This is a genomic window from Pseudoxanthomonas wuyuanensis (assembly GCF_900215535.1).
In the GTDB taxonomy this organism is placed as follows: Bacteria; Pseudomonadota; Gammaproteobacteria; order Xanthomonadales; family Xanthomonadaceae; genus Pseudoxanthomonas_A; species Pseudoxanthomonas_A wuyuanensis.
The window spans coordinates 46,693-66,896 of sequence record NZ_OCND01000012.1 but is presented as its reverse complement, the minus strand read 5'-3'; the positions used below and the strand labels follow the sequence as shown (position 1 = coordinate 66,896).

General features: G+C 66.8%; 21 protein-coding genes. 10 read left to right on the top strand and 11 right to left on the bottom strand.

Going from position 1 to position 20,204, the window contains the following annotated elements; translation table 11 throughout:
- The first annotated feature begins 216 nt into the window (after positions 1–216).
- Genes adh through CRO39_RS18525 form a run of 3 tightly spaced genes read left to right on the top strand, consistent with a single transcriptional unit; the run spans position 217 to position 4,350 of the window.
- Positions 217–1,746 (top strand): aldehyde dehydrogenase, encoded by a 1,530-nt coding sequence (gene adh / locus CRO39_RS18535; protein WP_097123461.1) that lies wholly within the window; start codon positions 217–219, stop codon positions 1,744–1,746.
- 58 nt (positions 1,747–1,804) lie between these two features.
- Entirely contained in the window at positions 1,805–2,188 is a 384-nt protein-coding gene (locus tag CRO39_RS18530; protein WP_097123460.1) for a DUF779 domain-containing protein, read from the top strand.
- A 47-nt stretch (positions 2,189–2,235) separates the two neighbouring features.
- A complete protein-coding gene (locus CRO39_RS18525; protein ID WP_097123459.1) occupies positions 2,236–4,350 on the top strand; it encodes a TonB-dependent receptor family protein in 2,115 nt (704 codons plus the stop codon).
- A gap of 118 nt (positions 4,351–4,468) precedes the next feature.
- Here CRO39_RS18525 and CRO39_RS18520 read toward each other — a convergent pair whose 3' ends face one another.
- From CRO39_RS18520 to CRO39_RS18510, 3 genes are read right to left on the bottom strand one after another with little or no spacing between them, the layout of a single operon-like run.
- Positions 4,469–5,167, bottom strand: a complete 699-nt coding sequence (locus tag CRO39_RS18520; RefSeq protein ID WP_097123458.1) for a helix-turn-helix transcriptional regulator — start codon at positions 5,165–5,167, stop codon at positions 4,469–4,471.
- Positions 5,168–5,213: 46 nt separating this feature from the next.
- The gene (locus CRO39_RS18515) at positions 5,214–5,933 is read right to left on the bottom strand and encodes an NIPSNAP family protein (RefSeq protein WP_097123457.1); all 720 of its coding nucleotides are present in this window, start codon (positions 5,931–5,933) and stop codon (positions 5,214–5,216) included.
- Positions 5,930–6,547, bottom strand: a complete 618-nt coding sequence (locus tag CRO39_RS18510; protein WP_202926326.1) for a hypothetical protein — start codon at positions 6,545–6,547, stop codon at positions 5,930–5,932. The genes CRO39_RS18515 and CRO39_RS18510 overlap by 4 nt, the downstream gene beginning before the upstream one ends.
- A 103-nt stretch (positions 6,548–6,650) precedes the next feature.
- Here CRO39_RS18510 and CRO39_RS18505 point away from each other — a divergent pair, with 103 nt between their 5' ends.
- Together CRO39_RS18505 and CRO39_RS18500 are read left to right on the top strand one after the other, a co-directional pair.
- Positions 6,651–7,808 (top strand): sensor histidine kinase, encoded by a 1,158-nt coding sequence (locus CRO39_RS18505; RefSeq protein ID WP_238394653.1) that lies wholly within the window; start codon positions 6,651–6,653, stop codon positions 7,806–7,808.
- Positions 7,805–8,443 (top strand): response regulator transcription factor, encoded by a 639-nt coding sequence (locus tag CRO39_RS18500; RefSeq protein WP_097123456.1) that lies wholly within the window; start codon positions 7,805–7,807, stop codon positions 8,441–8,443. Before CRO39_RS18505 ends, CRO39_RS18500 begins: the two co-directional genes overlap by 4 nt.
- A gap of 178 nt (positions 8,444–8,621) precedes the next feature.
- Here the strand turns inward: CRO39_RS18500 and CRO39_RS18495 are convergent, their stop codons facing one another.
- Positions 8,622–9,857, bottom strand: a complete 1,236-nt coding sequence (locus tag CRO39_RS18495; RefSeq protein ID WP_162125854.1) for an MgtC/SapB family protein — start codon at positions 9,855–9,857, stop codon at positions 8,622–8,624.
- 93 nt (positions 9,858–9,950) lie between these two features.
- Here CRO39_RS18495 and CRO39_RS18490 point away from each other — a divergent pair, with 93 nt between their 5' ends.
- Both CRO39_RS18490 and CRO39_RS18485 read left to right on the top strand, forming a co-directional pair.
- Positions 9,951–10,973 carry a class 1 fructose-bisphosphatase gene (locus tag CRO39_RS18490; protein ID WP_097123454.1) on the top strand — a complete coding sequence of 341 codons (1,023 nt, stop codon included), beginning with the start codon at positions 9,951–9,953 and terminating at the stop codon, positions 10,971–10,973.
- Positions 10,970–11,680 (top strand): 2OG-Fe(II) oxygenase, encoded by a 711-nt coding sequence (locus CRO39_RS18485; protein WP_097123453.1) that lies wholly within the window; start codon positions 10,970–10,972, stop codon positions 11,678–11,680. Before CRO39_RS18490 ends, CRO39_RS18485 begins: the two co-directional genes overlap by 4 nt.
- A 75-nt stretch (positions 11,681–11,755) precedes the next feature.
- Here CRO39_RS18485 and CRO39_RS18480 read toward each other — a convergent pair whose 3' ends face one another.
- Positions 11,756–12,832 (bottom strand): PA0069 family radical SAM protein, encoded by a 1,077-nt coding sequence (locus CRO39_RS18480; RefSeq protein ID WP_097123452.1) that lies wholly within the window; start codon positions 12,830–12,832, stop codon positions 11,756–11,758.
- A gap of 60 nt (positions 12,833–12,892) precedes the next feature.
- On the opposite strand from CRO39_RS18480, the gene cls reads away from it, so the two are divergent.
- From cls to CRO39_RS18465, 3 genes are all read left to right on the top strand, one after another.
- Positions 12,893–14,347 carry a cardiolipin synthase gene (gene cls, locus CRO39_RS18475; protein WP_097123451.1) on the top strand — a complete coding sequence of 485 codons (1,455 nt, stop codon included), beginning with the start codon at positions 12,893–12,895 and terminating at the stop codon, positions 14,345–14,347.
- Positions 14,348–14,467: 120 nt separating this feature from the next.
- Positions 14,468–14,743, top strand: coding sequence for a hypothetical protein (locus CRO39_RS18470; protein ID WP_097123450.1), 276 nt, complete (start codon positions 14,468–14,470; stop codon positions 14,741–14,743).
- 52 nt (positions 14,744–14,795) lie between these two features.
- Positions 14,796–15,551 (top strand): pyridoxine 5'-phosphate synthase, encoded by a 756-nt coding sequence (locus CRO39_RS18465; protein ID WP_097123449.1) that lies wholly within the window; start codon positions 14,796–14,798, stop codon positions 15,549–15,551.
- 233 nt (positions 15,552–15,784) lie between these two features.
- Here CRO39_RS18465 and CRO39_RS18460 read toward each other — a convergent pair whose 3' ends face one another.
- The 6 genes from CRO39_RS18460 to CRO39_RS18435 form a co-directional block, all read right to left on the bottom strand.
- The gene (locus tag CRO39_RS18460) at positions 15,785–16,195 is read right to left on the bottom strand and encodes an ExbD/TolR family protein (RefSeq protein WP_097123448.1); all 411 of its coding nucleotides are present in this window, start codon (positions 16,193–16,195) and stop codon (positions 15,785–15,787) included.
- 131 nt (positions 16,196–16,326) lie between these two features.
- Positions 16,327–16,737, bottom strand: a complete 411-nt coding sequence (locus tag CRO39_RS18455; protein ID WP_097123447.1) for an ExbD/TolR family protein — start codon at positions 16,735–16,737, stop codon at positions 16,327–16,329.
- A gap of 3 nt (positions 16,738–16,740) precedes the next feature.
- Complete coding sequence (locus tag CRO39_RS18450) at positions 16,741–17,172, bottom strand: ExbD/TolR family protein (protein ID WP_097123446.1); 432 nt, start codon at positions 17,170–17,172, stop codon at positions 16,741–16,743.
- Between the two features lie 48 nt (positions 17,173–17,220).
- Positions 17,221–17,976, bottom strand: a complete 756-nt coding sequence (gene exbB, locus CRO39_RS18445; protein WP_097123445.1) for a TonB-system energizer ExbB — start codon at positions 17,974–17,976, stop codon at positions 17,221–17,223.
- A 93-nt stretch (positions 17,977–18,069) separates the two neighbouring features.
- Entirely contained in the window at positions 18,070–18,744 is a 675-nt protein-coding gene (locus tag CRO39_RS18440) for an energy transducer TonB (protein ID WP_097123444.1), read from the bottom strand.
- A 160-nt stretch (positions 18,745–18,904) separates the two neighbouring features.
- A complete protein-coding gene (locus CRO39_RS18435) occupies positions 18,905–20,098 on the bottom strand; it encodes a heme biosynthesis protein HemY (RefSeq protein WP_097123443.1) in 1,194 nt (397 codons plus the stop codon).
- Positions 20,099–20,204 lie beyond the last annotated feature (106 nt).

Here is a 20,204-nt window from a genome sequence, read left to right as displayed (position 1 = left end):
CAAATTGCGACAGCCAGTATCAGTACTGTCCCGATACACACCACATCGCTGCGACAAGCGCAATCGGGATTTTTGGCGCGCCGCAGCATGAATTGGCCACCGATCCCGCCATGAAGCGGCGGAAGGCCTGGTGCATCGCAGCAACGAAACCTGGCATCGCGCTTGCGTCGACCGTGTACCCGAACGGGTTTTACGCCATCTACGCAGGAGATACCGATGAACGCCGTCACCGCCACCAAGCCGCAAGCCACCGATCCGGCTTCCATCTTCAAGAAGCGCTACGCCAACTTCATCGGCGGGCAGTGGCTGGAACCGCGCAGCGGCCAGTACTTCGACAACATCACTCCGGTCACCGGCAAGGCCTTCACCCAGATTCCGCGCTCCAACGCCGAAGACATCGAGGCCGCACTGGATGCCGCGCATGCGGCCAAGGATGCCTGGGGCAAGACCTCGACCACCGACCGCGCCAACGTGCTCAACCGCATCGCCGACCGCATCGAGCAGAACCTGGAGTTGCTGGCCTACGCCGAGACCTGGGACAACGGCAAGCCGATCCGCGAAACGCTCAACGCCGATCTGCCGCTGGCGGTGGATCACTTCCGCTACTTCGCCGGCGCCATCCGCGCGCAGGAAGGCAGCCTCAGCGAAATCGACCACGATACCGTGGCCTACCACTTCCACGAACCGTTGGGCGTGGTCGGCCAGATCATCCCGTGGAACTTCCCGCTGCTGATGGCGGTGTGGAAACTGGCGCCGGCATTGGCCGCCGGCAACTGCGTGGTGCTGAAGCCGGCCGAGCAGACCCCGGCCAGCATCCTGGTGCTGCTGGAAGTCATTGGCGATCTGCTGCCGCCGGGCGTGCTGAACGTGGTCAACGGCTTTGGCCTGGAAGCGGGCAAGCCGCTGGCGTCCAGCAACCGCATCACCAAGATCGCCTTTACCGGCGAAACCACCACCGGCCGGCTGATCATGCAGTACGCCAGCCAGAACCTGATTCCGGTGACGCTGGAGCTGGGCGGCAAATCGCCCAACATCTTCTTCGCCGACGTGATGGCCGAGGACGACGATTTCCTGGACAAGGCGGTGGAAGGCTTCGTGCTGTTCGCCTTCAACCAGGGCGAAGTCTGCACCTGCCCGTCGCGGGCGCTGATCCAGGAATCGATCTACGAGAAGTTCATGGAACGCGTGCTGGCGCGGGTGGCGGCGATCAAGCAGGGCAATCCGCTGGACCCCAATACGATGGTCGGCGCGCAGGCCTCGGGCGAGCAGCTGGAGAAGATCCTCAGCTACATCGACATCGGCAAACAGGAAGGCGCCGAAGTGCTGGCAGGCGGCGCGCGCAATACGCTGCCCGGGGATCTGGAAGGCGGCTACTACGTGCAGCCGACCGTGTTCAAGGGCAACAACCGGATGCGCATCTTCCAGGAGGAAATCTTCGGGCCGGTGGTGTCGGTGACCACCTTCAAGGATGAGGCCGAGGCGCTGCAGATCGCCAACGACACGCTGTACGGGCTGGGCGCAGGCGTGTGGAGCCGCGATGCCGGCCGCCTGTACCGGGTCGGCCGTGCCATCCAGGCCGGCCGCGTGTGGACCAACTGCTACCACGCCTACCCGGCGCATGCCGCGTTCGGCGGCTACAAGCAGTCGGGCATCGGCCGCGAGAACCACAAGATGATGCTGGACCACTACCAGCAGACCAAGAACCTGCTGGTCAGCTACTCGCCGAAGGCGCTGGGCTTCTTTTGAGGCCGGATGCGGCAAGAAACAGGAAGCCGGGCGCGCCGCCCGGCTTCCGGAGGCTGCCATGACCGTGCAGACGCTGCCGTTGCAGGTGATTGCCACCCCTGCGGCAATCCAACTGATAGGCAAGCTGCGGGCGCGGCACGGGCCGGTGCTGTTCCATCAGTCGGGCGGCTGCTGCGATGGCTCATCGCCGATGTGCTACCCGCAGGACGATTTCATCGTCGGCGACCGCGACGTGCTGCTGGGCGAAATAGGTAGTGCGCCGTTCTACATCAGCGGACCGCAGTTCGCGTACTGGAAGCACACCCAGTTGATCATCGATGTGGTGCCGGGACGCGGCGGCATGTTCTCGCTGGAAAATGGCGAAGGCGTGCGCTTCCTGGTCCGCTCGCGGCTATTCGCCGACGAGGAGTTCGCCGCGTTGCAGGCGGCCGGCCGCGCCTGAGCGCAACGCTGTACCGCCGTCACGCCGCAATCGGCGATGATATCGGCATGCGATGCCCCCTTTGCCTGCTGGCGGCCTGCGCCAGCCTGATTCCGCCGCTGTCCGCCACCGCACAGCCCGTCACGACGCTGCCCGCCGTGGAGGTGGAAACGCCGCGCCTGCGTAGCGTCTTCGCGTTCGATACGCCCGCCTCCATCGATCGCATCGATCTGCGCGGAGACAGCGCAATGGCGGGAATGAATCTCTCCGAACGCCTGGGCGCCGTACCCGGGCTGCTGGCGCGCGACCGCCAGAACCATGCGCAGGACACGCAGCTGTCGATCCGCGGCTTCGGCGCGCGCTCCACCTTCGGCGTGCGCGGCGTACGGCTGTATGCCGACGGCATTCCCGCCACCATGCCGGACGGACAGGGCCAGCTGTCGCATTTCAGCCTGGCGGCGGGCGACCGCGTGGAAATCATTCGTGGCCCGTTCTCGGCGCTGTACGGCAACTCGTCCGGCGGCGTGGTGCAGCTGTTCAGTGCGGTGGGACAGGAACCGGACGAAGCGACCGCCCGCGTTACCGCCGCCGGCGACGACAGCTACGGCGCGTCCGCGCGATGGCTGGGGCGGCAGGGCAGGGTGGGCTTCAACCTGGCGGCGGCGCTGCTGGACACCGGCGGCTACCGGCGCCACAGCGCGGCGCGGCGCGAGTCGGCCAATGCCCGCTTCGATGTCGACCTCGCTAGCGACGGCACGCTGTCGCTGCTGTTCAACCACCTGGATATTCCCCAGGCGCAGGACCCGTTGGGACTGACCCGCGCGCAGGCCAATGCGGACCCGCGCCAGGTAGCGGCGGTCGCCGAACAGTTCAATACCCGCAAATCGGTGCAGCAGGATCAGGCCGGCGCGGTCTACACGCAGGCGTTCGCCGGTGGCCATCAGTTGAGGGTGGCCGGCTATGCGGGCCAGCGCCAGGTCGAACAGTTCCTGGCCTTGCCGGTCGCCGCGCAGGGCAATCCGCTGAACTCGGGTGGCGTGATCGATCTGGACAACGACTACGGCGGCGTGGACGCGCGCTGGTCATGGCAGGGCGAAGTGGCGGGGCGTCCGTTCGAATGGACGGCCGGCGCCAATAGCGAACGGATGCGGCAGCACCGCCGCGGTTACGAAAACTACGTCGGCAGCGCCCTGGGTGTTCGCGGCGCGCTGCGCCGCGACGAACGCAACCGGGTGGAGAACGTCGACGAGTTCGTCCAGGCCTGGTGGCAGCTGGCCGAACGCTGGTCGCTGCTGGCGGGCGTCCGCCATAGCCAGGTGCGCTTCCGCTCCGAGGACTATTACGCGAACGCGGTCAACCCCGACGACAGCGGCCGCGTGCGCTATGCCCAAACCACGCCGGTGGGCGGTGTGATGTTCCGCGCCAGCGACGATCTTCGTTTCTATCTGTCCGCAGGCCGCGGCTTCGAAACGCCGACCTTCAACGAACTCGGTTACCGCGCCGACGGCGGGGCAGGGCTGGCGTTCGATCTGGCGCCGGCGATCAGCCGCAATGTCGAACTGGGGATGAAATGGCGAAACGGCGCCGGCACCGCCCTCGAAGCCGCCTTGTTCCGTGCCGATACCGATGACGAGCTGGCGGTGGCCAGCAACAGCGGCGGGCGCAGCACCTATCGCAACGTCGGCCGCGCGCGCCGGCAGGGTCTGGAGGCCTCGTTCGACGTCCCGCTGGGCCAGGACTGGAATCTGCAGCTGGCCTATACCTGGCTGCAGGCGAGCTTCCGCGACGGCTTCCTGATCTGCACCGGCAGCGGTTGCACCGTGCCGGCCACGCCGGTAACCGCCGGTTCGCGCATTCCCGGCGTGCCGCGCCAGCAGCTGTTCGCGCGGCTACAGTGGCAGCATGCCAACTGGAGCGCCGCGGCCGAAGCCGCCGGAGTCGGCGAGGTAGTGGTCAACGACATCGCCAGCGAATCGGCGCCCGGTTATGCGTTGCTGCACCTGGAACTGTCGCGCCGCTGGGCGCTGGGCCAGGGCGCGCTGCGCGGCTTCGCGCGCATCGACAACGTACTGGACCATCGCTATATCGGCTCGGTGATCGTCAACGAAGGCAACGGCCGCTTCTACGAACCCGGCCCGGACCGCACCCTGCTGATCGGCGCCGAATGGAAAAGCGCCCGCTGAAGCGCGATCGAAACCTGTTTGTTCGCCCTTTCGGGCGCGCTGCGGCGCGTTCTTCATCATGCATACCTGGCGGCTACCTGGGCGCGGTCGCGACTCGCGTCGCTCCCACGCCTGGCCATCAAAGGTTCGCATCCGGGCGCACGCCGGCGGCGCGCAGATAGGCATCCATGCCGCGCTCGGGAGTTTCGGCGAAGACCTCGCCGGTTTCGGACAGGTCCAGGATTCGGTCCGGGCGGAAATTGCGGAAATCGCCGCGCAGCCGGCACCAGCCGCCCAGCGTCCAGCTGCCGCCCCAGAACGACAGGCATAGCGGTTCGATCTCGCGTTCGCTGGCCTCGCCGGACTGGTCGCGGTAGCACAGCCGCAACACCCGCCGCGCCTCGATGGCCGCATGCAGCCGGTCGATGACGCCGCTGGATTCCAGCCGCGACTCCACTTCCGGCGCGTAGATGCGGGTGCGGTGCGCGCGCGCGCGCAGCTCCGGCGGCAGCACCGCTTCGATCTTCAGCAATGCCGAGCGCGCGCCGGCCGAAAGACGCTTGCCGCCGAAGGCGCGCACGAAGCGCGTTCCGACCACCAATGCTTCCAGTTCCTCGGCGCTGAACATCAGCGGAGGAATGTCCGCGCCCTTGCGCAGCACGTAGCCAACGCCGGCCTCGCCTTCGATGGGCACGCCGGACAGCTGCAGATCGGCAACGTCGCGGTAGACCGTGCGTACCGACACCGCCAGCGTCTCGGCCAGGGTACGCGCGGGCAGGGCGGAGCGGCGGCCACGCAGGGCATGGATGATCAGGAACAGGCGGTCGGCGCGGCGCATGCGGGCATCATCGCCTGGACCGGCGGCAGCGGCCAGATACCGTTGGTCATGCGCTCAGCCAACCCAGCCGCGAATGCGCGGTCGGCTGCAGGCGCAGGATTTCGGTCGTGCGCGGCGGCGGCAGCGGATCCGCATCGATGATCGGCCATGCCTGCAGCAGCGGCCTGCAACGCTGCCAGATGGCATCGCTCTGGAACGCGGCGAACCAGACGAATACATGTTCGCCTTCGCGCACTGGCAGCGCCGGGAACGTGTTTTCGCTGTAGTCGCTGACAAAGCTGCCCAGCGCGGTCGCGCCCATCGCCGCCAGCAGCGGCTGCCGCTGCTGGTGGAAATAGGCCAGGAACCGCGGCGAAACCGGCGCATCGAAATGGTGCAGCGCCGCCATCACCAGGGCCGGCGCCGCGGCCGGCGCGGCATCCGGCAATTCGAACGCAGTTTCGGCTTCGGCCGGATGCAGCAACAGCACGTTGTCGGAATCGATCATGGTCGCATTGGCCTCGGTTCGATGTCGCTTCCAGATGGGTCCGCCATAGAAATCGCCCAGCGCCTGCCTGCGCTTCTCCATGTCGGCAAAGCCGCGCAGCCAGACGAAGCGATCCGGCCGGTCCAGATCCCGGAACTGGCCGATTACCTGCATGCCAACGGCTTCCTGCGGTTGCAGCAGCTCGCGTTCGAACAGTGCGATCAGATCGTCGCGGCGGCCCGGATGCAGGGTGTACTGGCGCAGTTCGACGATCGAACTGGCGGCGATGGCCTTCGTCATCGGCGTACCCGGGTCATGAACATGTGCCAGTTGGTCTCCCAGCTGGCGCCCCCGTCGACGGACAGCGCCTGCTGCCAGTGCGCGCTGTCGGCGCTGATGTCGTCCCAGATGAAACGCGTCAGCACCGGTTGGCCCTGATGCCGGTCGCGGCCATAGAAGGTGCCGATGCCGTCCCGGAAAGCGCCCACGACCGGCGGCTCCAGCACGCCGTCGCGGTTGCTGGCCCAGTAGATGCTCCATTGCCGGGTCCGCGGGTCGAACAACCGCAAGGTCATGCCGAGAAAGCCGCCGCCCCAGCCGGTGGAGAATTCGTCCAGATTGCCCAGCCCGCCCAGGATCGGGCGGCAATGCTGGGCCGCCTCGAAGGTTTCCCAGTCCTGGCTTCCTGCCAGCCGCTGGCGCAGCCTTTCGTTTCGCACCTGCCAGTGGCCGTGGCAGAAATCGAAATCGTGGCGGCCATCCTGTTGTTGCTCGACCGGATGCATGGGCGCTTCCCGCTGATAGATCCGCTGTTCGCTGCCGCCGTGGCTGCGCGACAGCGCAGCCACATATGTCTGCAGCACGCTGCCCAGCAATCCGCGCCGGCCCGGCGCCACTCCATCCGAAAGGTTCATTGCCAACTCCTGTTGCGGCTTATGACTGATGACCGGCAGCTTGCGCCGGCACTGCTGACAACGTGGTGTCAGCAGTGCCGGCGCAGCCGACCTGCCGGAAGTCATGACTTTCGCCGCAGGCATTGCCACGCCCGGACCGCCGGCGCAGCATGCGCATATGCAGGAACTCCTATGCCGCTTGCGCGAACCGATGACCCTGGCCGGGCTGTTCACGATGGCCGCGGTGGCGCTGTCGCTGCAGTTCATGCCGGCGCCGCGGTTGCCGGCCGCCATCCTGGGCCTGTCGCTGTTCGCCGCGTTGTTCGTGCTGTCGATCGGCCCGGAACATTGGCGGCGCCGGCGCCATGGCGCGCTGGCACTGATGCCGCTGACCGCGCTGTTCCTGACCTGGCTGGAACCGCGCATCGGCACTGCGCAGGTATTGCTGGTGATCTGGACGGCGTGCGCGTTCAGCACCTGGCCGCCGCGTTGGGCGGTACCGGCTGTGCTGCTGGTCGATGCCGCGTTCTATCTGGTCGTGCTGGAAAGCCGCTTCGACTCGGCATTGACGATGGTGTTGATCAATATGGGATTCCAGGCGCTGGCGGCGTTGTGCGTGTATTACGCGCTCAGCGCCGAGCGCTCGCGCGATCAGCTGGCGCTGGTCAATGCCGATCTGCTGGCCACGCGTGCGCTGCTGAGCGACAGCGCGCGCGATGCCGAACGGCTGCGGGTGGCGCGCGAGCTGCACGATGTCGCCGGGCACAAGCTGACCGCGATGAAGATCAACCTGCGCGCGCTGGCGGCCGATCCCGCACTGCAGGATCATCCGCAGATCAAGCTGGCCGAGCAGCTGTCGGCCGACTTGCTGGACGACATCCGCAATGTGGTGCAGGCGCTGCGCGATTCGCGCGGCCTGGATCTGCAAACCGCTTTGCGCGCCCTGGCCGCGCCGTTGCCGCGGCCGCGCCTGCAGCTGGATCTGGACGAGCGCGTCTGCATCGCCGATCCCGCCCTGGCGGAAACCTTGTTGCGAGTGGTGCAGGAAGCGCTGACCAATGCGGCCCGGCATGCCCAGGCCGATACGCTATGGGTCCGGGTCAGCGTGCAGGACGGTTCGGTGACGCTGAAGATCGAAGACGACGGTCCGCTGCGCGGCGCGATTCGCGAGGGCAATGGCCTGAGCGGCATGCGCGAACGCGTGCTGGCCTGCGGCGGCGAACTGCTCATCGGCACCCGCCCGCAAGGCGGCCTGCAGCTGCAGGCCAGGTTTCCGGCATGACCGCCGCGATCCGCATCGCGCTGGCCGACGATCAGGCATTGGTGCGGGCCGGCCTGCGGGCGCTGCTCGAACGGCTGGGCGGCATCGAAATCGCGTTCGAAACCGATGACGGCGCCGCGCTGCTCCAGCAGCTTGCGGCCAGTCCGGTGGACGTGGTGCTGAGCGATGTCCGCATGCCAGGCACCGGCGGCATCGATGCGCTGACGGCGTTGCGCCAACGCGGCGACACCACGCCGGTGCTGTTGCTGACCACCTTCGACGACAGCGATCTGCTGTTGCGCGCCACCGAGGCCGGCGCGCAGGGTTTCCTGCTCAAGGACGCCGCGCCGGAAGACCTGCACGATGCCATCGTGCGCGTTGCCGCCGGCGAAACGCTGCTGCAACCGGTCAGCACCGAGCCGGTCCGCGCGCGCTTCCGTTTTCGCGACGAAACCCCGCCCAGCGACAGCTTCAGCGAACGCGAGGTGTCGATTCTGCGGCTGTTGGCCGGCGGCTACTCGAACAAGGAAATCGCGCGCACGCTGTTCCTGGCCGAAGGCACGGTCAAGAACTACGTTTCCACCATCCTGGACAAGCTCGGCACGCGCGACCGCACCCGCGCGGTGCTCAAGGCCATCACCCTGCGCATCATCTGATCCCGCACCAATTCATGTAGGAGCGACGCCGGTCGCGACCGCGCCCCGATAGCCAGTCAGTGCCGACAATGAAGAACGCGCCGCAGAGCGTCTGGATGGCGAACAGGCAGGCTTCAATCGCTCGTTCGACGCGCGGTCGCGACTGGCATCGCCGCTACGGGTTCTTTGGGGATCGACGTCACGTCAACCAGACCACCACGCCACCGGCCACCAGCGCCGCCAGCAGGCCGGCGGCGACCCGCCCGCCATAGGCCTTTCCGCCGCTGACCCAGGCGATGACCGACTTGGCGATCAGGCTGGCGGTCAGCAGCGCCAGCATCCACCAGCGCGCCTCGCCCGCTTCCAGTCCATCCCGCGAGAACTGGCTGGCCAGCGTGGCCACCGCCGCATGCAGTTCGGCCGTGGCCGACAGCGCGGCCGCGGCCATCGCCCCGCGCGGGCCTATCCAGGCCGCCAGCGCGGCAGCGATGAAGGTCAACGCCGCCACAATCAACGCGAACGTCAGCGCATGGCTGAATCGGAACATCCGGCTTTCGGCGGTAGGCGGTTGCACGGTTTCGTCGCGGCCGGCGCGCAGGCCCAGCAGGCCGCCGGCCAGCATGACCAGCCCGATCGCGCACAGCTCCGGCAGCAGATCGCCGACCAGCGGCGGCGATACCGTCCACAGGATCGGCACGCACAGGCTCAATGAAGCCAGGTTGGACAGCAGCGCCGCGGCCACCGCCGAGCGCAGCAGCGCCGGCGTCTCCTTTGCCCGCTGGCCGAATCCGATCACCGCGGCGGTCGAGGAAACATAGCCGGCGAAGAACCCCGCCGCCGCCAGACCCCAGCGGTTGCCGATCACCCGCAGCACCACATGGCCCAGCGCGCTGATCGCCATCACCAGCACCACCAGCTTCCAGATGGTGGCCGGATTGATCGCATCGAACGGACCCAGCGTGCGGTCCGGCAGGATCGGCAGCACCACCAGCGCTGCGGCCAGCAACAGCAGTCCATCGGACACTTCGCGTTCGCTGAAGGTATCGCGCGTCAGCGCGTGCAGCGGCTGCTTGGCATACAGCAGCACCGCCACCACCACCGCCAGCCCGGTCGCCAGCGCCGGCGTACGCATTGCCAGCCCGCCCAGCAGGAAGGTCAGCACCAGCGCGACCTCGCCGGTCAGTCCTGGGTCGCGCCGGCGGGTGGCCTGATAGGCCATTGCCGCCAGTAGGCCCACCGCCGCCAGCGCCACCAGCAGCACCGGCAGTCCGATCGTCGCCGCAATCGCCGCCGCCAACGCGGTCAAGGCATGGGTGCGCAAACCGGCCGCCACCGGCGCATGGGTATGGTGGCGCTCGCGCACCAGCCCGATCAGCAGGCCCAGGCCCAGCGCGGACGAAAATCCCAGCAACAGCGTGGTATCGAATGCAGGCACGCGCTTTCTCCCGTCCGTCGCGGCGATTCTGCCACGCGCTTGCATCGTCCGCTCCAGCGCGGACAATGCCCGCTTTCGGCCACCGTTCCCGCCATGCCGTCCCAAGCCAGCCACGCCGTTTCGCTGACCCGCTACCTGATCGAGGAACAACGCGCCGGCCGCATCAATGCCGAGCTGCGCCAGCTGATTGCGGTGGTCGCCCGCGCCTGCACCAGCATTTCCATTGCGGTCAGCAAGGGCGCGCTGGGCGGCGTGCTCGGCGATGCCGGCACCGGCAATGTGCAGGGCGAGGCGCAGAAGAAGCTGGACGTGCTGAGCAACGACATCCTGCTGGAGGCCAACGCCTGGGGCGGCCATCTGGCCGCCTGCGCATCGGAGGAAATGGATCACAGCCAGCCGATTCCCGACGCCTACCCGCGCGGCGGCTTCCTGCTGCTGTTCGATCCGCTGGACGGCAGTTCCAACATCGACGTCAACGTCTCGGTCGGCACCATTTTCTCCGTGCTGCGTTGCCCTGAAGGCGTGGAATGCGCCGGCGACGAGCACTTCCTGCAACCCGGCCGCGAGCAGGTGGCTGCCGGCTACTGCATCTACGGACCCAGCACGATGCTGGTGCTGACGACCGGTCACGGCACCCACGCCTTCACGCTGGACCGCGAGCAGGGCGCGTTCGTGCTGACCCAGCGCGACATGCGGATTCCCGAGCAGACCCGCGAGTTCGCCATCAACGTTTCCAACCAGCGCCATTGGGAACCTGCCATGCAGGCCTATGTGGCGGACCTGCTGGCCGGCAGCCAAGGCCCGCGCGGCAAGGACTTCAACATGCGCTGGATCGCCAGCATGGTGGCCGACGTGCACCGCATCCTGACCCGCGGCGGCATCTTCATCTATCCGTGGGACCGCAAGGAGCCGGGCAAACCCGGCAAGCTGCGGCTGATGTACGAGGCCAACCCGATGGCCCTGCTGGTCGAGCAGGCCGGCGGCGCCGCCAGCACCGGCCGCGGACGCATCCTGGACCTTGCGCCGACGCAGTTGCACCAGCGGGTGCCGGTGTTCCTGGGATCGAAGCAGGAAGTGGCCGCTGCCGAACGCTACCACCAGAGCGCTGACGCGTGAGCGGGACTGCGCCGGACTTCATCGAAGTCATTGCCGATGCGGTCGGGCGCGAGGATTGCGCGGCGATCGTCGCGCGCCTGCGCGGCAGCGCCGGGCTGCAACCGGGCCGGATCGGCGGCGGCGTGTTTCCCGAACTCAAGCACAGCCAGGATTTGCGCATCAGCGGCGTGGCGGAATGGCGCGACACCGAATTGCGCCTGCAGCAGGCGGTGTTCGCCGGCCTGTTGAGCTATCTGCGCAAGTACCCGCAGGTGCTGGTTTCTCCGCTGATGCTGCAGCAGCCCGGCGCCGATGGCCGGCTGCGCCGGTTGCAGGCCGAGGATCTGGCCACCATGGACGATGCCGCGCTGGCCGACCTGGCCCGCACCTGCCTGCGTCCCGGCGCCATCAACCTGCAGTGGTACGCCGCCGGCGAAGGCGGCTATCCGTACTGGCATTGCGAACTGTATCCGCGCGATGCCAGCGCCGAAACGCTGCACCGCCACCTGCTGTGGACGCTGTACCTCAATGACGGCTTCGACGAAGGCGAAACCGAGTTCCTGTTCCAGCACCGCAAGATCGCGCCACGCACCGGCAGCCTGCTGTTCGCGCCGACCGCCTTCACCCACACCCATCGCGGCAACCGCCCGCAGCGCGGCGACAAGTTCATCGCCACCAGCTGGATCCTGTTCCTGTCGGCGGACAAGCTGTACGGCGCCGATTCGTAGAGACGCGCTGGCCGGCTGCCTGGCTTCGGAAACATGTTCAGCTGAACAAGCTCGGCCCTACCGGCAGGATGAGCCTCAGAACAGTTCCCCCTGCGGCGACGGTTTGCGCGGCGCAACGAAGCGGCTGCAGTCCAGTTCCGGCAGGCGCCGCTGCGCGTAACCCAGCCGCTTGCGCGCCAGCGCAAACCGGCGTGCCAGCAGGTCCGCGTAGACGCCCTCGCCGCGCATGCGTTTGCCGAAGGTGGCGTCGTAGTCCTTGCCGCCGCGCAGCTGCTGCACGGTGCTCATCACATGGTCTGCGCGGTCGGGCAGATGGGTCTGCAACCAGTCGCGGAACAGCGGCGCGACTTCGTGCGGCAATCGCAACATCACATAGCCGGCCGATTGCGCGCCGGCGTCGCGGGCGGCCTCCAGCACCGCCTCCAGTTCGCTGTCGTTGACCCACGGAATCACCGGCGCGAACATCGCCCCGACCGGCACGCCGGCTGCATGCAGCCGCTGCATCGCGCGCAGCCGCGAGTGCGGCGCCGAGGCGCGCGGTTCCAGCCGCGCCGACAGGCCGTTGTCCAGCGTGGTGATCGAGAAGTACACCTGCACCAGGTTCTGCCGTGCCAGCGGCGCCAGCAGGTCCAGATCCCGTTCGACCAGCGCATTCTTGGTGATCAGCGAGAACGGATGCCGGGTTTCGGCCAGCACTTCGATGATGCGGCGGGTCAGCTGCAGACGCCGCTCGGTCGGCTGGTAGGCGTCGGTGTTGATGCCCAGCGAGATCGGACTGACCTGGTAGCCAGGCCGCGACAGCTCGCGCCGCAACACCTCCGGCGCGTTGGTCTTGGCGAAGATCCTGGTTTCGAAATCCAGCCCCGGCGACAGATCCAGGTAGGCGTGCGACGGGCGGGCGAAGCAGTAGCTGCAACCGTGTTCGCAGCCGCGGTACGGGTTCAGCGATTGCGAGAACGGAATGTCCGGCGACTGGTTGCGGCTGATGACGCTGCGCGCGGTTTCCTCATGCACGCGGGTGCGCGGGTCGGAAACGATGTCTTCTTCGGCCGGCACGCGGTCCCAGCCGTCGTCCTGCGGCTCGGCCACGGTGACCGCAAAGCGGCCGGGCAGATATCCGGTGGAACCGCGGCCTTTTATTCTCTCGCCCATATCGGCGCCAGCTTACGCCTGGACCGTCTCAGCGGCGGCGACAGCGCATAGAATCCGTTCATGCTTACCACCGTGCAGCAACTCTGGGACGCGTTCTGGTCCATTCCCCACCTCAGCAGCTATGTCACCGCGGCGTGGTTGCTCTACCTGGTGCCGCTGTGCGTCTGGATCGTGCTGCAGAAACGCGAACCGGTGGCCACCCTGAGCTGGCTGCTGTCGCTGGCGATGCTGCCGTACGTCGGCTATCTGATCTACTTCCTGCTGGGACCGCAGCGGATCCGGCGCCAGCAGCTGCGCCGCCACCTGGCCCGGACCGGGCTGGACAGTTATGAAGTGTTCTGCCCGACCGACGAGGACTGCACCGAGCTGGCGCTGCTGGCGCAGAGCACCACCGGGCTTCCGCCCAGCAGCGCCACCTCGGTGCAGCTGCTGGTCGATGGCGGGGCCACCTACGAATCGATCCTCGATGCGGTGGCGCAGGCGCAGAATCATGTTCATCTCGAGTACTACATCTTCAACCCGGATCGCTCCGGCACCCTGTTGCGCGACGCGTTGATCGAGCGCGCCCGCGCCGGGGTCAAGATCCGGTTGCTGCTGGATGCGGTCGGCTCGTCGGCGCTGCGCAAGCGCTTTCTGCAGCCGCTGCTGGACGCCGGCGTCGAGTTCGCCTGGTTCCACCCCACCCGGTTGCGCCCGTTCAAGCGTCCCTGGGTCAATATGCGCACCCACCGCAAGATCGTGGTGGTCGACGGGCGCATCGCCTTTACCGGCGGCATCAACATCACCGACGAGGAGAACGAGCGCCTGCGCAGCGACGCCTACCGGGACCTGCATGTGCGGATGGAAGGCGAGGTGGTCCGCAGCATCCAGCAGGTCTTCGTCGAGGACTGGGTCTACGCCACCGGCCACCAGCGCAAGGATTTCCACGGCACCCGGCTGTGGAGCGCCACCGAGGCCAATGTGGAAGGCGGCATCGCCGCGCAGGCCCTGATCTCCGGGCCGGACTCGGCCTGGGAGGCCATCCATCGCCTGCATGTGGCGGCCATCCACGAGGCGCGCCAGCGGGTCTGGCTGGTGACGCCTTACTTCGTACCCGGCGAAGCGGCGCGGATGGCGCTGACCTCGGCCGCCCTCGGCGGCCTGGATGTGCGCCTGCTGGTGCCCAAGCTCAGCGATTCGCGGCTGGTCACCTACGCCGCGCGCTCCTATTTCGACGAGTTGCTGGCGGCCGGGGTCAAGGTCTACGAGTACGGCCCGCGCCTGATGCACAGCAAGGCGCTGCTGTGCGACGACCATCTGGCCATCGTCGGCAGCGCCAATTTCGATCATCGCAGCTTCCGGCTCAATTTCGAGATTTCGATGCTGTTCCGCGACCGCACCGTCACCGCCACCCTGGCGCAGTGGCTGGAAGGCGAGTTCGCGGTTTCCCAGCAGGTGCAGGGCAACGGCCAGCGCGCCTTCTGGCGCCGGCGGCTGCCCGAGGCGATGGCCCGGTTGCTGTCGCCGCTGCTGTGATCCCGGGCCCCGTCCAGGGGCTGTTGCCGCTTCCCGGGCGCGGCAGAATCGGGGAGCGGCGACAACCCCTGGACGGTAGGGAAAGGGTAAACTCCCGCCATTCCCGAGGGGAGCGGACTGATGCACTGGATCTATTTGCTGTTGGCCACCGGCGCTTTCGTCATCGCCATGCGGACCACGTCGCTGGCATTGATGGCGGTCTGCCTGTTGGCGTCGCTGGGGTTGTTCGTCGCCTGGGTCCTGGGCTGGTACGCGGCCCGCGTCGGCGACAGCGGGCGCGACGAATCGCAGATGATCGATCCGGCCGAGCTGCGGCGTTTGCGCGAACTGGCCGAGGCGCGCAAGCGCGCGGCGGCGCAGGCGCAGCAGACGCCGGCCGAGCCTCCGCTGCAGTGAGTTTGGCGGCGGCAGCGTTCCTTTCCTTGGCCGGCCGCGCCGGGGCGCGTTCATGACCGTACTCAGCGTCAACGTCAACAAGATTGCGGTGCTGCGCAACTCGCGCGGTGGCGACGAACCCGACGTGGTGCGTGCCGCGCGGACCTGCCTGTACGCCGGCGCACATGGCATTACCGTGCACCCGCGTCCGGACCAGCGCCATATCCGCGCCGACGACGTGCTTGCGCTGGCGCAACTGACCCGCGAGAACGGGGTCGAGCTCAACATCGAGGGCAACCCGTTTGCGCCGCCGCGCCCCGGCTATCCCGGACTCGTCGCGTTATGCGCGCAGGCGCGGCCGGCCCAGGTCACGCTGGTGCCCGACGACGACGGCCAGATTACTTCCGATCATGGCTTCGATTTCGAACGCGATGCCGAGCGGCTGCGGCCGTTGGTCGCCGAGCTGAAGGCGCTGGGTTGCCGGGTCAGCGTGTTCGTCGACGCCGGCTGTCCATCGCTGGCGCGCGCCGCCGCTATCGGCGTGGATCGCATCGAGATCTACACCGGGCCGGTGGCCGCGGCGCTGGCGGCCGGCCAGGCCGACAATGAGCTGCAACGCTGCGCGCAGACGGCGCGGGAGGCCCAGGCGCTGGGCCTGGGGGTCAACGCCGGCCACGATCTCAGCCAGGGCAATCTGCAGGAGTTTCTTGAAGCCGTTCCCGGCGTGCTCGAGGTTTCCATTGGCCATGCGCTGTTCAGCGAGGCAATCTATGCCGGCCTGCAACGCACCTTGCACCAGTACCTGGGAATACTGGAAACCAGCGGCTGACGACAGCCATCGCGTCGGCCCGTGCCGCGACCGGCAACGGCAAGCATGATGCGTACCGGCGCCAGGGTAATTCCGAGTCGGGCGCTTGTCGTGCGCACTTGTTTCTCGCTCCCGCGCAGCCTGCCCCCGACTACGGTATTCGAAGGCGGGCTCTGCGCGGCAGGCGCCGTTCAAGCGCCGAATGGCTGGTCACGACGACGAAAACAACCTGTTCCCGGCGGGAACCCGTTGCCCTAGCGCGCCAGGCCGATCTGCATCAGGCCGCTGTTGCGCGCCAGCGCCAGTGCAGCCACCAGTTGCTGATAGTCGGCATCGCCGGCGGCGCGGATGCGCAGCAGGGTATCCGGATCCGCGCTGGCGGCCTCTTCCAGCTGCCGCTGCAGTTCCGCTGCCGCAATCGGCCGATCATCCAGTCGCAACGAACCATCGGCGGCAACCGCCAGATCCAGTTGCCTGGGCTTGAGCGGCGAGACCTGATCGCTTGACTGGGGCAGGCTCAGCTGGAGCGGGCGGGACAGCATCGGCGCCGTGACCATGAAGATCACCAGCAGTACCAGCATGACGTCGACCAGCGGTGTGATGTTGATTTCGGCCAGCGCCGGACCGGAACCAGAACCTGTGGATGCAGCTGCCGAGAAAGCCATCGCCAACTCCTTTCGGTAGGGTGCCACGGCCGAAGCTACGCCGGCCGCGGGGCGCTGGCAAGACCCTCCGCACAAAAGGCAACGCCGCCCGGTGGGCGGCGTTGCGGTACTTCCGGTTGTCAGGCGACGCGTTACTGCACGAAACCGATCTTCTGCATATGCGCGTTCTTGGCGGCGGCCAGCACCTTGGCCATCACCTCGTACTGCGCGTCCTGATTGGCTTCGATGCGCAGCTCCGGCTGGTTGGTCGGATCGCGCTGGACCTCGTTCTCCATCATGTTCTGCAACGCCGTCACGCTGACCGGCCCGTTGTTCCAGTACACCTGGCCCGACGCGTCGATCCGCAGGTCGATCGGCGGCGGCGGTTCGCGCAGCTGGGGTGGCGGGTTGATCACGCGTTGCGGCAACGCTACCTCGATCGGGTAGGTCATGATCGGCGCGGTGACGATGAAGATAATCAGCAGCACCAGCATCACGTCCACCAGCGGGGTGACGTTGATGTCGGCCATCGGGCCCTTGCTTCCACCAGTACTGAACGCCATGGCTTACTGACCCTTCTCTTTGGTGGCGACGAAACCGATATCCAGCATGCCCTGACCCTGCGCGATCTTGGTGACTTCGTTGATCGTGCGCATCTTGGTGGTCCGGTCGCCGCGCAGATTCAGCTTGGGCTGCGGCTGCAGCTGCGCCGCGCTGGACAGCCGCGACTCCATGATTTCCTTGCTGATCGGCTCATCGTTCCAGTACAGGGAACCATCTTCCTTGACCGAAACGGTGATCGGCGGCACCGGCGGAGCCTTGGCTTCGTCAGGGTCCAGCGCGAGATTGGCCTCGGGCAGTTCGATCTTGACCTTATGCGACATCAGCGGCGCGGTGATGATGAAGATGATGAGCAGCACCAGCATCACGTCCACCAGGGGCGTGACATTGATGTCGGCCATGGGGCCGCCGCTGCCGCTATCTGTACTGAAAGCCATGAACGGGCTCCGTCAATTGCGTGTTGAGGACTTGCTTGGACCAGCGGCTCAGCGCACGCGCGAGCCGGTGGCGAAGAAGTCGTGCAGATCGTGGGCGAACGTATCGTACTTGGCGATCGTCGAGCTGTTGATCTTGCTGAAGAAGTTGTAGGCGAACACGGCCGGGATGGCGACGAACAGACCGATTGCGGTCATGATCAGCGCCTCGCCCACCGGGCCTGCAACCGCGTCGATGGATGCCTGGCCGGTGGCGCCGATGCGGATCAGGGCGCCGTAGATGCCCCACACCGTACCCAGCAGACCCACGAACGGAGCGGTCGCGCCGACGGTGGCCAGCAGGGTCATGCCCGACTGCAGCCTGGCGCTTTCGCGGGTGACGGCCTGGCGCAGCGCGCGGTCGACGAACTCCGAACGGCTCAGCGACTCGGCCAGGGTGGTGCCTTCCTGACGCTGGTGGTGGGCGGCGGCCATGGCGGCGTCCAGCGCGATCTTCGAGAACGGCTCGTTCTTCGGCTGCTCTTCCATCATGCGGATGGCGTCCTGCGCATTCGGCGTTTCCCAGAAGGTGCTGGTGACGCGGTCGCCCTGGCTCTTGAGGCGGGTGTTCTTCAGAGCGTTGATGACCGTCCAGTACCAGGACATGGCCGACATGATGACCAGGGTGAGCAGCACGACCCAGGAGACTGCGAACTCTCCTGGCTTGCTGATCATCTCGGTGATCATATGTTCAAAGCCCATCTGCGAGAGGGCATTCGCGGCGTTGTTGCCCCCCGCTGCGGCGGCGATGATGGTTTCCTGCAGCATGACGCTTACCTTTATTAAGTGTTGATTGAGGGTGGTACGGGTTGCGGAAAGGATGGTGCTTGCTGGCGACGGAGGGTGCCCGCCGCCGGTGTATCAGCCACCCATGTTGAAGTCCACCGGCACGCGGACGCGGCCTGCGGCTTTCTGGCCATTGACGATGGATGGGTTGAAACGCCATTTGCGCGCAGCATCCATCGCAGCACGATCCAGGTCGCGGTTGCGGCTGGACTTCTCAACGGAAACGTTGGTGACGTTGCCGTTGGCATCGACGTCGATGATCAGGATGACCGTGCCTTCGATACCGGCGCGGGCCGCAGCCGGCGGGTAGCGGGGCGGGTTCATGTTCTTCGACGAGATATCGACACTGGCGCCGATATCGGCCACCGGTGCTGGCGGCGCCGGCGGCGCCGGCGGCTGGTAGACGTCGGTCGGACGCGGCTCGGCCACTTCGATCGGCGGCGCTTCCGGCGGCGGCGGCAGCGGAGTCTGCTTCGGCGGCGCCAGGTTCTTGACCGGCGGCGGCGGCGTGTCCTGCTTCGGCGGCGGCGGCGGCGGCGGCGGTGGTGGCGGCGGCGCGTCGACGATCACCACCGACGTGCGGATTTCCTGTTCTTTTTCTGCCGGCGGGGCCACCGCCGGAATCAACAGCATCAGCAACGCGGCCGCGTGCAACGCGATTACGAAAGCGATACCGATGATACGGGGCCAGTTGAGGCCGGTGTCCTCTTCCTCTTCCCGATATCTATTGATGACCAGTTGTTCAGCCATGCGCCAATTAACTCAATGTTGGGACAGGACACCGGAACGGCGCCGCGTCGTTTTGGATTCCGTTGACGTTTTCGTCAGCGGAACCCCCAGCTTATACCAATCCGACACCCCAGCACCATCATTTCAACGGCTTTTTTGGCCTGCGGTGTCAACCACGCCCTCAGGGGAGGGCGAGGATTTTCTTGGCGTCGTCAGGCTTCTTCAAACCCTTGTCCAGCGCGGCCTTGGCGGCCTGCTTGGCCTCGGGAATCCGATCTTCCTGCCACAGCACGCGCGCCAGATTCAGGTAGGTCTCGCCGTTGGGCGCCAGCGGTGCGGCCTTTTTCCAGGCATCGATGGCCGGGCCGACCTGCTCCGAGTAGTAGTAGGCCTGGGCCAGGGCCAGCTGGGTCTGGTAGTCGTCGGACTTCAGCACTCCTTTCTGCAGGCCGTCGTTGACCACCGCGATCACCTCTTTTTCCTTGCCATCCATATTGGCGTAGGTGATGTACAGCTGGCGGTATTCCTTTTCTTCGGTCAGCTGGCCGGCGGCACGCAATTTTTCCAGCGTGGCGGCGGCCTTGTCGAACTGGTCGGCCTGCTGGTAGACCGAAACCAGGTTCAACTGCGCCTTCTTGTCGGTCGGGTTCTTGGCCGCCTGCTGTTCGGCGATCTGCACCGCATCGGCGGTCTGGCCGGCCTCGACATAGGAAGCCAGCAACAGGCTGTACCAGCTGTCCTTGGGTTCGGTCGATGAGTCGATGGCCTGCTTGAGCACCGGAATCGCCTCGGCGTAGCGCTCGCTCTGGTACAGCGCCTGGCCCTTCTGGATCAGATCCTCGGGCTTGCTGGATTTGGTTTCGGCAAGATAGCGGTCCAGCGTGGCGAGGCCTTCCTGCAGTTCGTCGTCCTGCAACTGCAGCTGCGCCAGCATCAGCATCGACTGGTAGTGGTTGTTGTTGTCCAGCGCGTTGAGCGCGACCACCTGCTGCAACAGCTGCTTGGCTGTGGCGATGTCGTCCATGCCGTAAGCGGCCTGGCTGCCGAGCTGGGCGGCCACGGCCTTGTCGTAGTCGTTGGCGTTGCCGTCGGCCAGCAGATCGTTGGCCAGCGCCAGCGTCTCGGCTTCGTTGTCTTCTTTTTCGTAGGCCTTGTAGAGCTTGCCGAGCTTGCTCTGCATCTTCGACGAGGCCTTGGTCTTGGGCTCTTCGCGGGTGGCGTCCGGGTAGCGGATTTCCGGCTTCTTGCTGCTGCTGCGGGAGCTGCGATCGGAAGAACGGCTCTGGTAGGCGGCGGCGTCAGCGACGATGCCGGCGCCGAAGGCAGCCAGCAGGGCCAGACTGAGTACGGTCTTCTTGGAGCTGTAGAACGTCATGATTTACCTCTTGGGACCACCGCCAGACACCGACGGACCGATCCGGGTTGTTTCCGGGGGGCCGCAAAGCTAACAGAAACCGAGCCGGATCGAATACCAGTTTGCA

Bases quoted from the DNA above. Each gene is read 5' to 3' on its own strand.
- adh (WP_097123461.1), top strand. From the start codon at position 217: ATGAACGCCGTCACCGCCACCAAGCCGCAAGCCACCGATCCGGCTTCC.
- CRO39_RS18530 (WP_097123460.1), top strand. From the start codon at position 1,805: ATGACCGTGCAGACGCTGCCGTTGCAGGTGATTGCCACCCCTGCGGCA.
- CRO39_RS18525 (WP_097123459.1), top strand. From the start codon at position 2,236: ATGCGATGCCCCCTTTGCCTGCTGGCGGCCTGCGCCAGCCTGATTCCG.
- CRO39_RS18520 (WP_097123458.1), bottom strand. From the start codon at position 5,167: ATGCGCCGCGCCGACCGCCTGTTCCTGATCATCCATGCCCTGCGTGGC.
- CRO39_RS18515 (WP_097123457.1), bottom strand. From the start codon at position 5,933: ATGACGAAGGCCATCGCCGCCAGTTCGATCGTCGAACTGCGCCAGTAC.
- CRO39_RS18510 (WP_202926326.1), bottom strand. From the start codon at position 6,547: ATGAACCTTTCGGATGGAGTGGCGCCGGGCCGGCGCGGATTGCTGGGC.
- CRO39_RS18505 (WP_238394653.1), top strand. From the start codon at position 6,651: ATGACTTTCGCCGCAGGCATTGCCACGCCCGGACCGCCGGCGCAGCAT.
- CRO39_RS18500 (WP_097123456.1), top strand. From the start codon at position 7,805: ATGACCGCCGCGATCCGCATCGCGCTGGCCGACGATCAGGCATTGGTG.
- CRO39_RS18490 (WP_097123454.1), top strand. From the start codon at position 9,951: ATGCCGTCCCAAGCCAGCCACGCCGTTTCGCTGACCCGCTACCTGATC.
- CRO39_RS18480 (WP_097123452.1), bottom strand. From the start codon at position 12,832: ATGGGCGAGAGAATAAAAGGCCGCGGTTCCACCGGATATCTGCCCGGC.
- cls (WP_097123451.1), top strand. From the start codon at position 12,893: ATGCTTACCACCGTGCAGCAACTCTGGGACGCGTTCTGGTCCATTCCC.
- CRO39_RS18470 (WP_097123450.1), top strand. From the start codon at position 14,468: ATGCACTGGATCTATTTGCTGTTGGCCACCGGCGCTTTCGTCATCGCC.
- CRO39_RS18465 (WP_097123449.1), top strand. From the start codon at position 14,796: ATGACCGTACTCAGCGTCAACGTCAACAAGATTGCGGTGCTGCGCAAC.
- CRO39_RS18460 (WP_097123448.1), bottom strand. From the start codon at position 16,195: ATGGCTTTCTCGGCAGCTGCATCCACAGGTTCTGGTTCCGGTCCGGCG.
- CRO39_RS18455 (WP_097123447.1), bottom strand. From the start codon at position 16,737: ATGGCGTTCAGTACTGGTGGAAGCAAGGGCCCGATGGCCGACATCAAC.
- CRO39_RS18450 (WP_097123446.1), bottom strand. From the start codon at position 17,172: ATGGCTTTCAGTACAGATAGCGGCAGCGGCGGCCCCATGGCCGACATC.
- exbB (WP_097123445.1), bottom strand. From the start codon at position 17,976: ATGCTGCAGGAAACCATCATCGCCGCCGCAGCGGGGGGCAACAACGCC.
- CRO39_RS18440 (WP_097123444.1), bottom strand. From the start codon at position 18,744: ATGGCTGAACAACTGGTCATCAATAGATATCGGGAAGAGGAAGAGGAC.
- CRO39_RS18435 (WP_097123443.1), bottom strand. From the start codon at position 20,098: ATGACGTTCTACAGCTCCAAGAAGACCGTACTCAGTCTGGCCCTGCTG.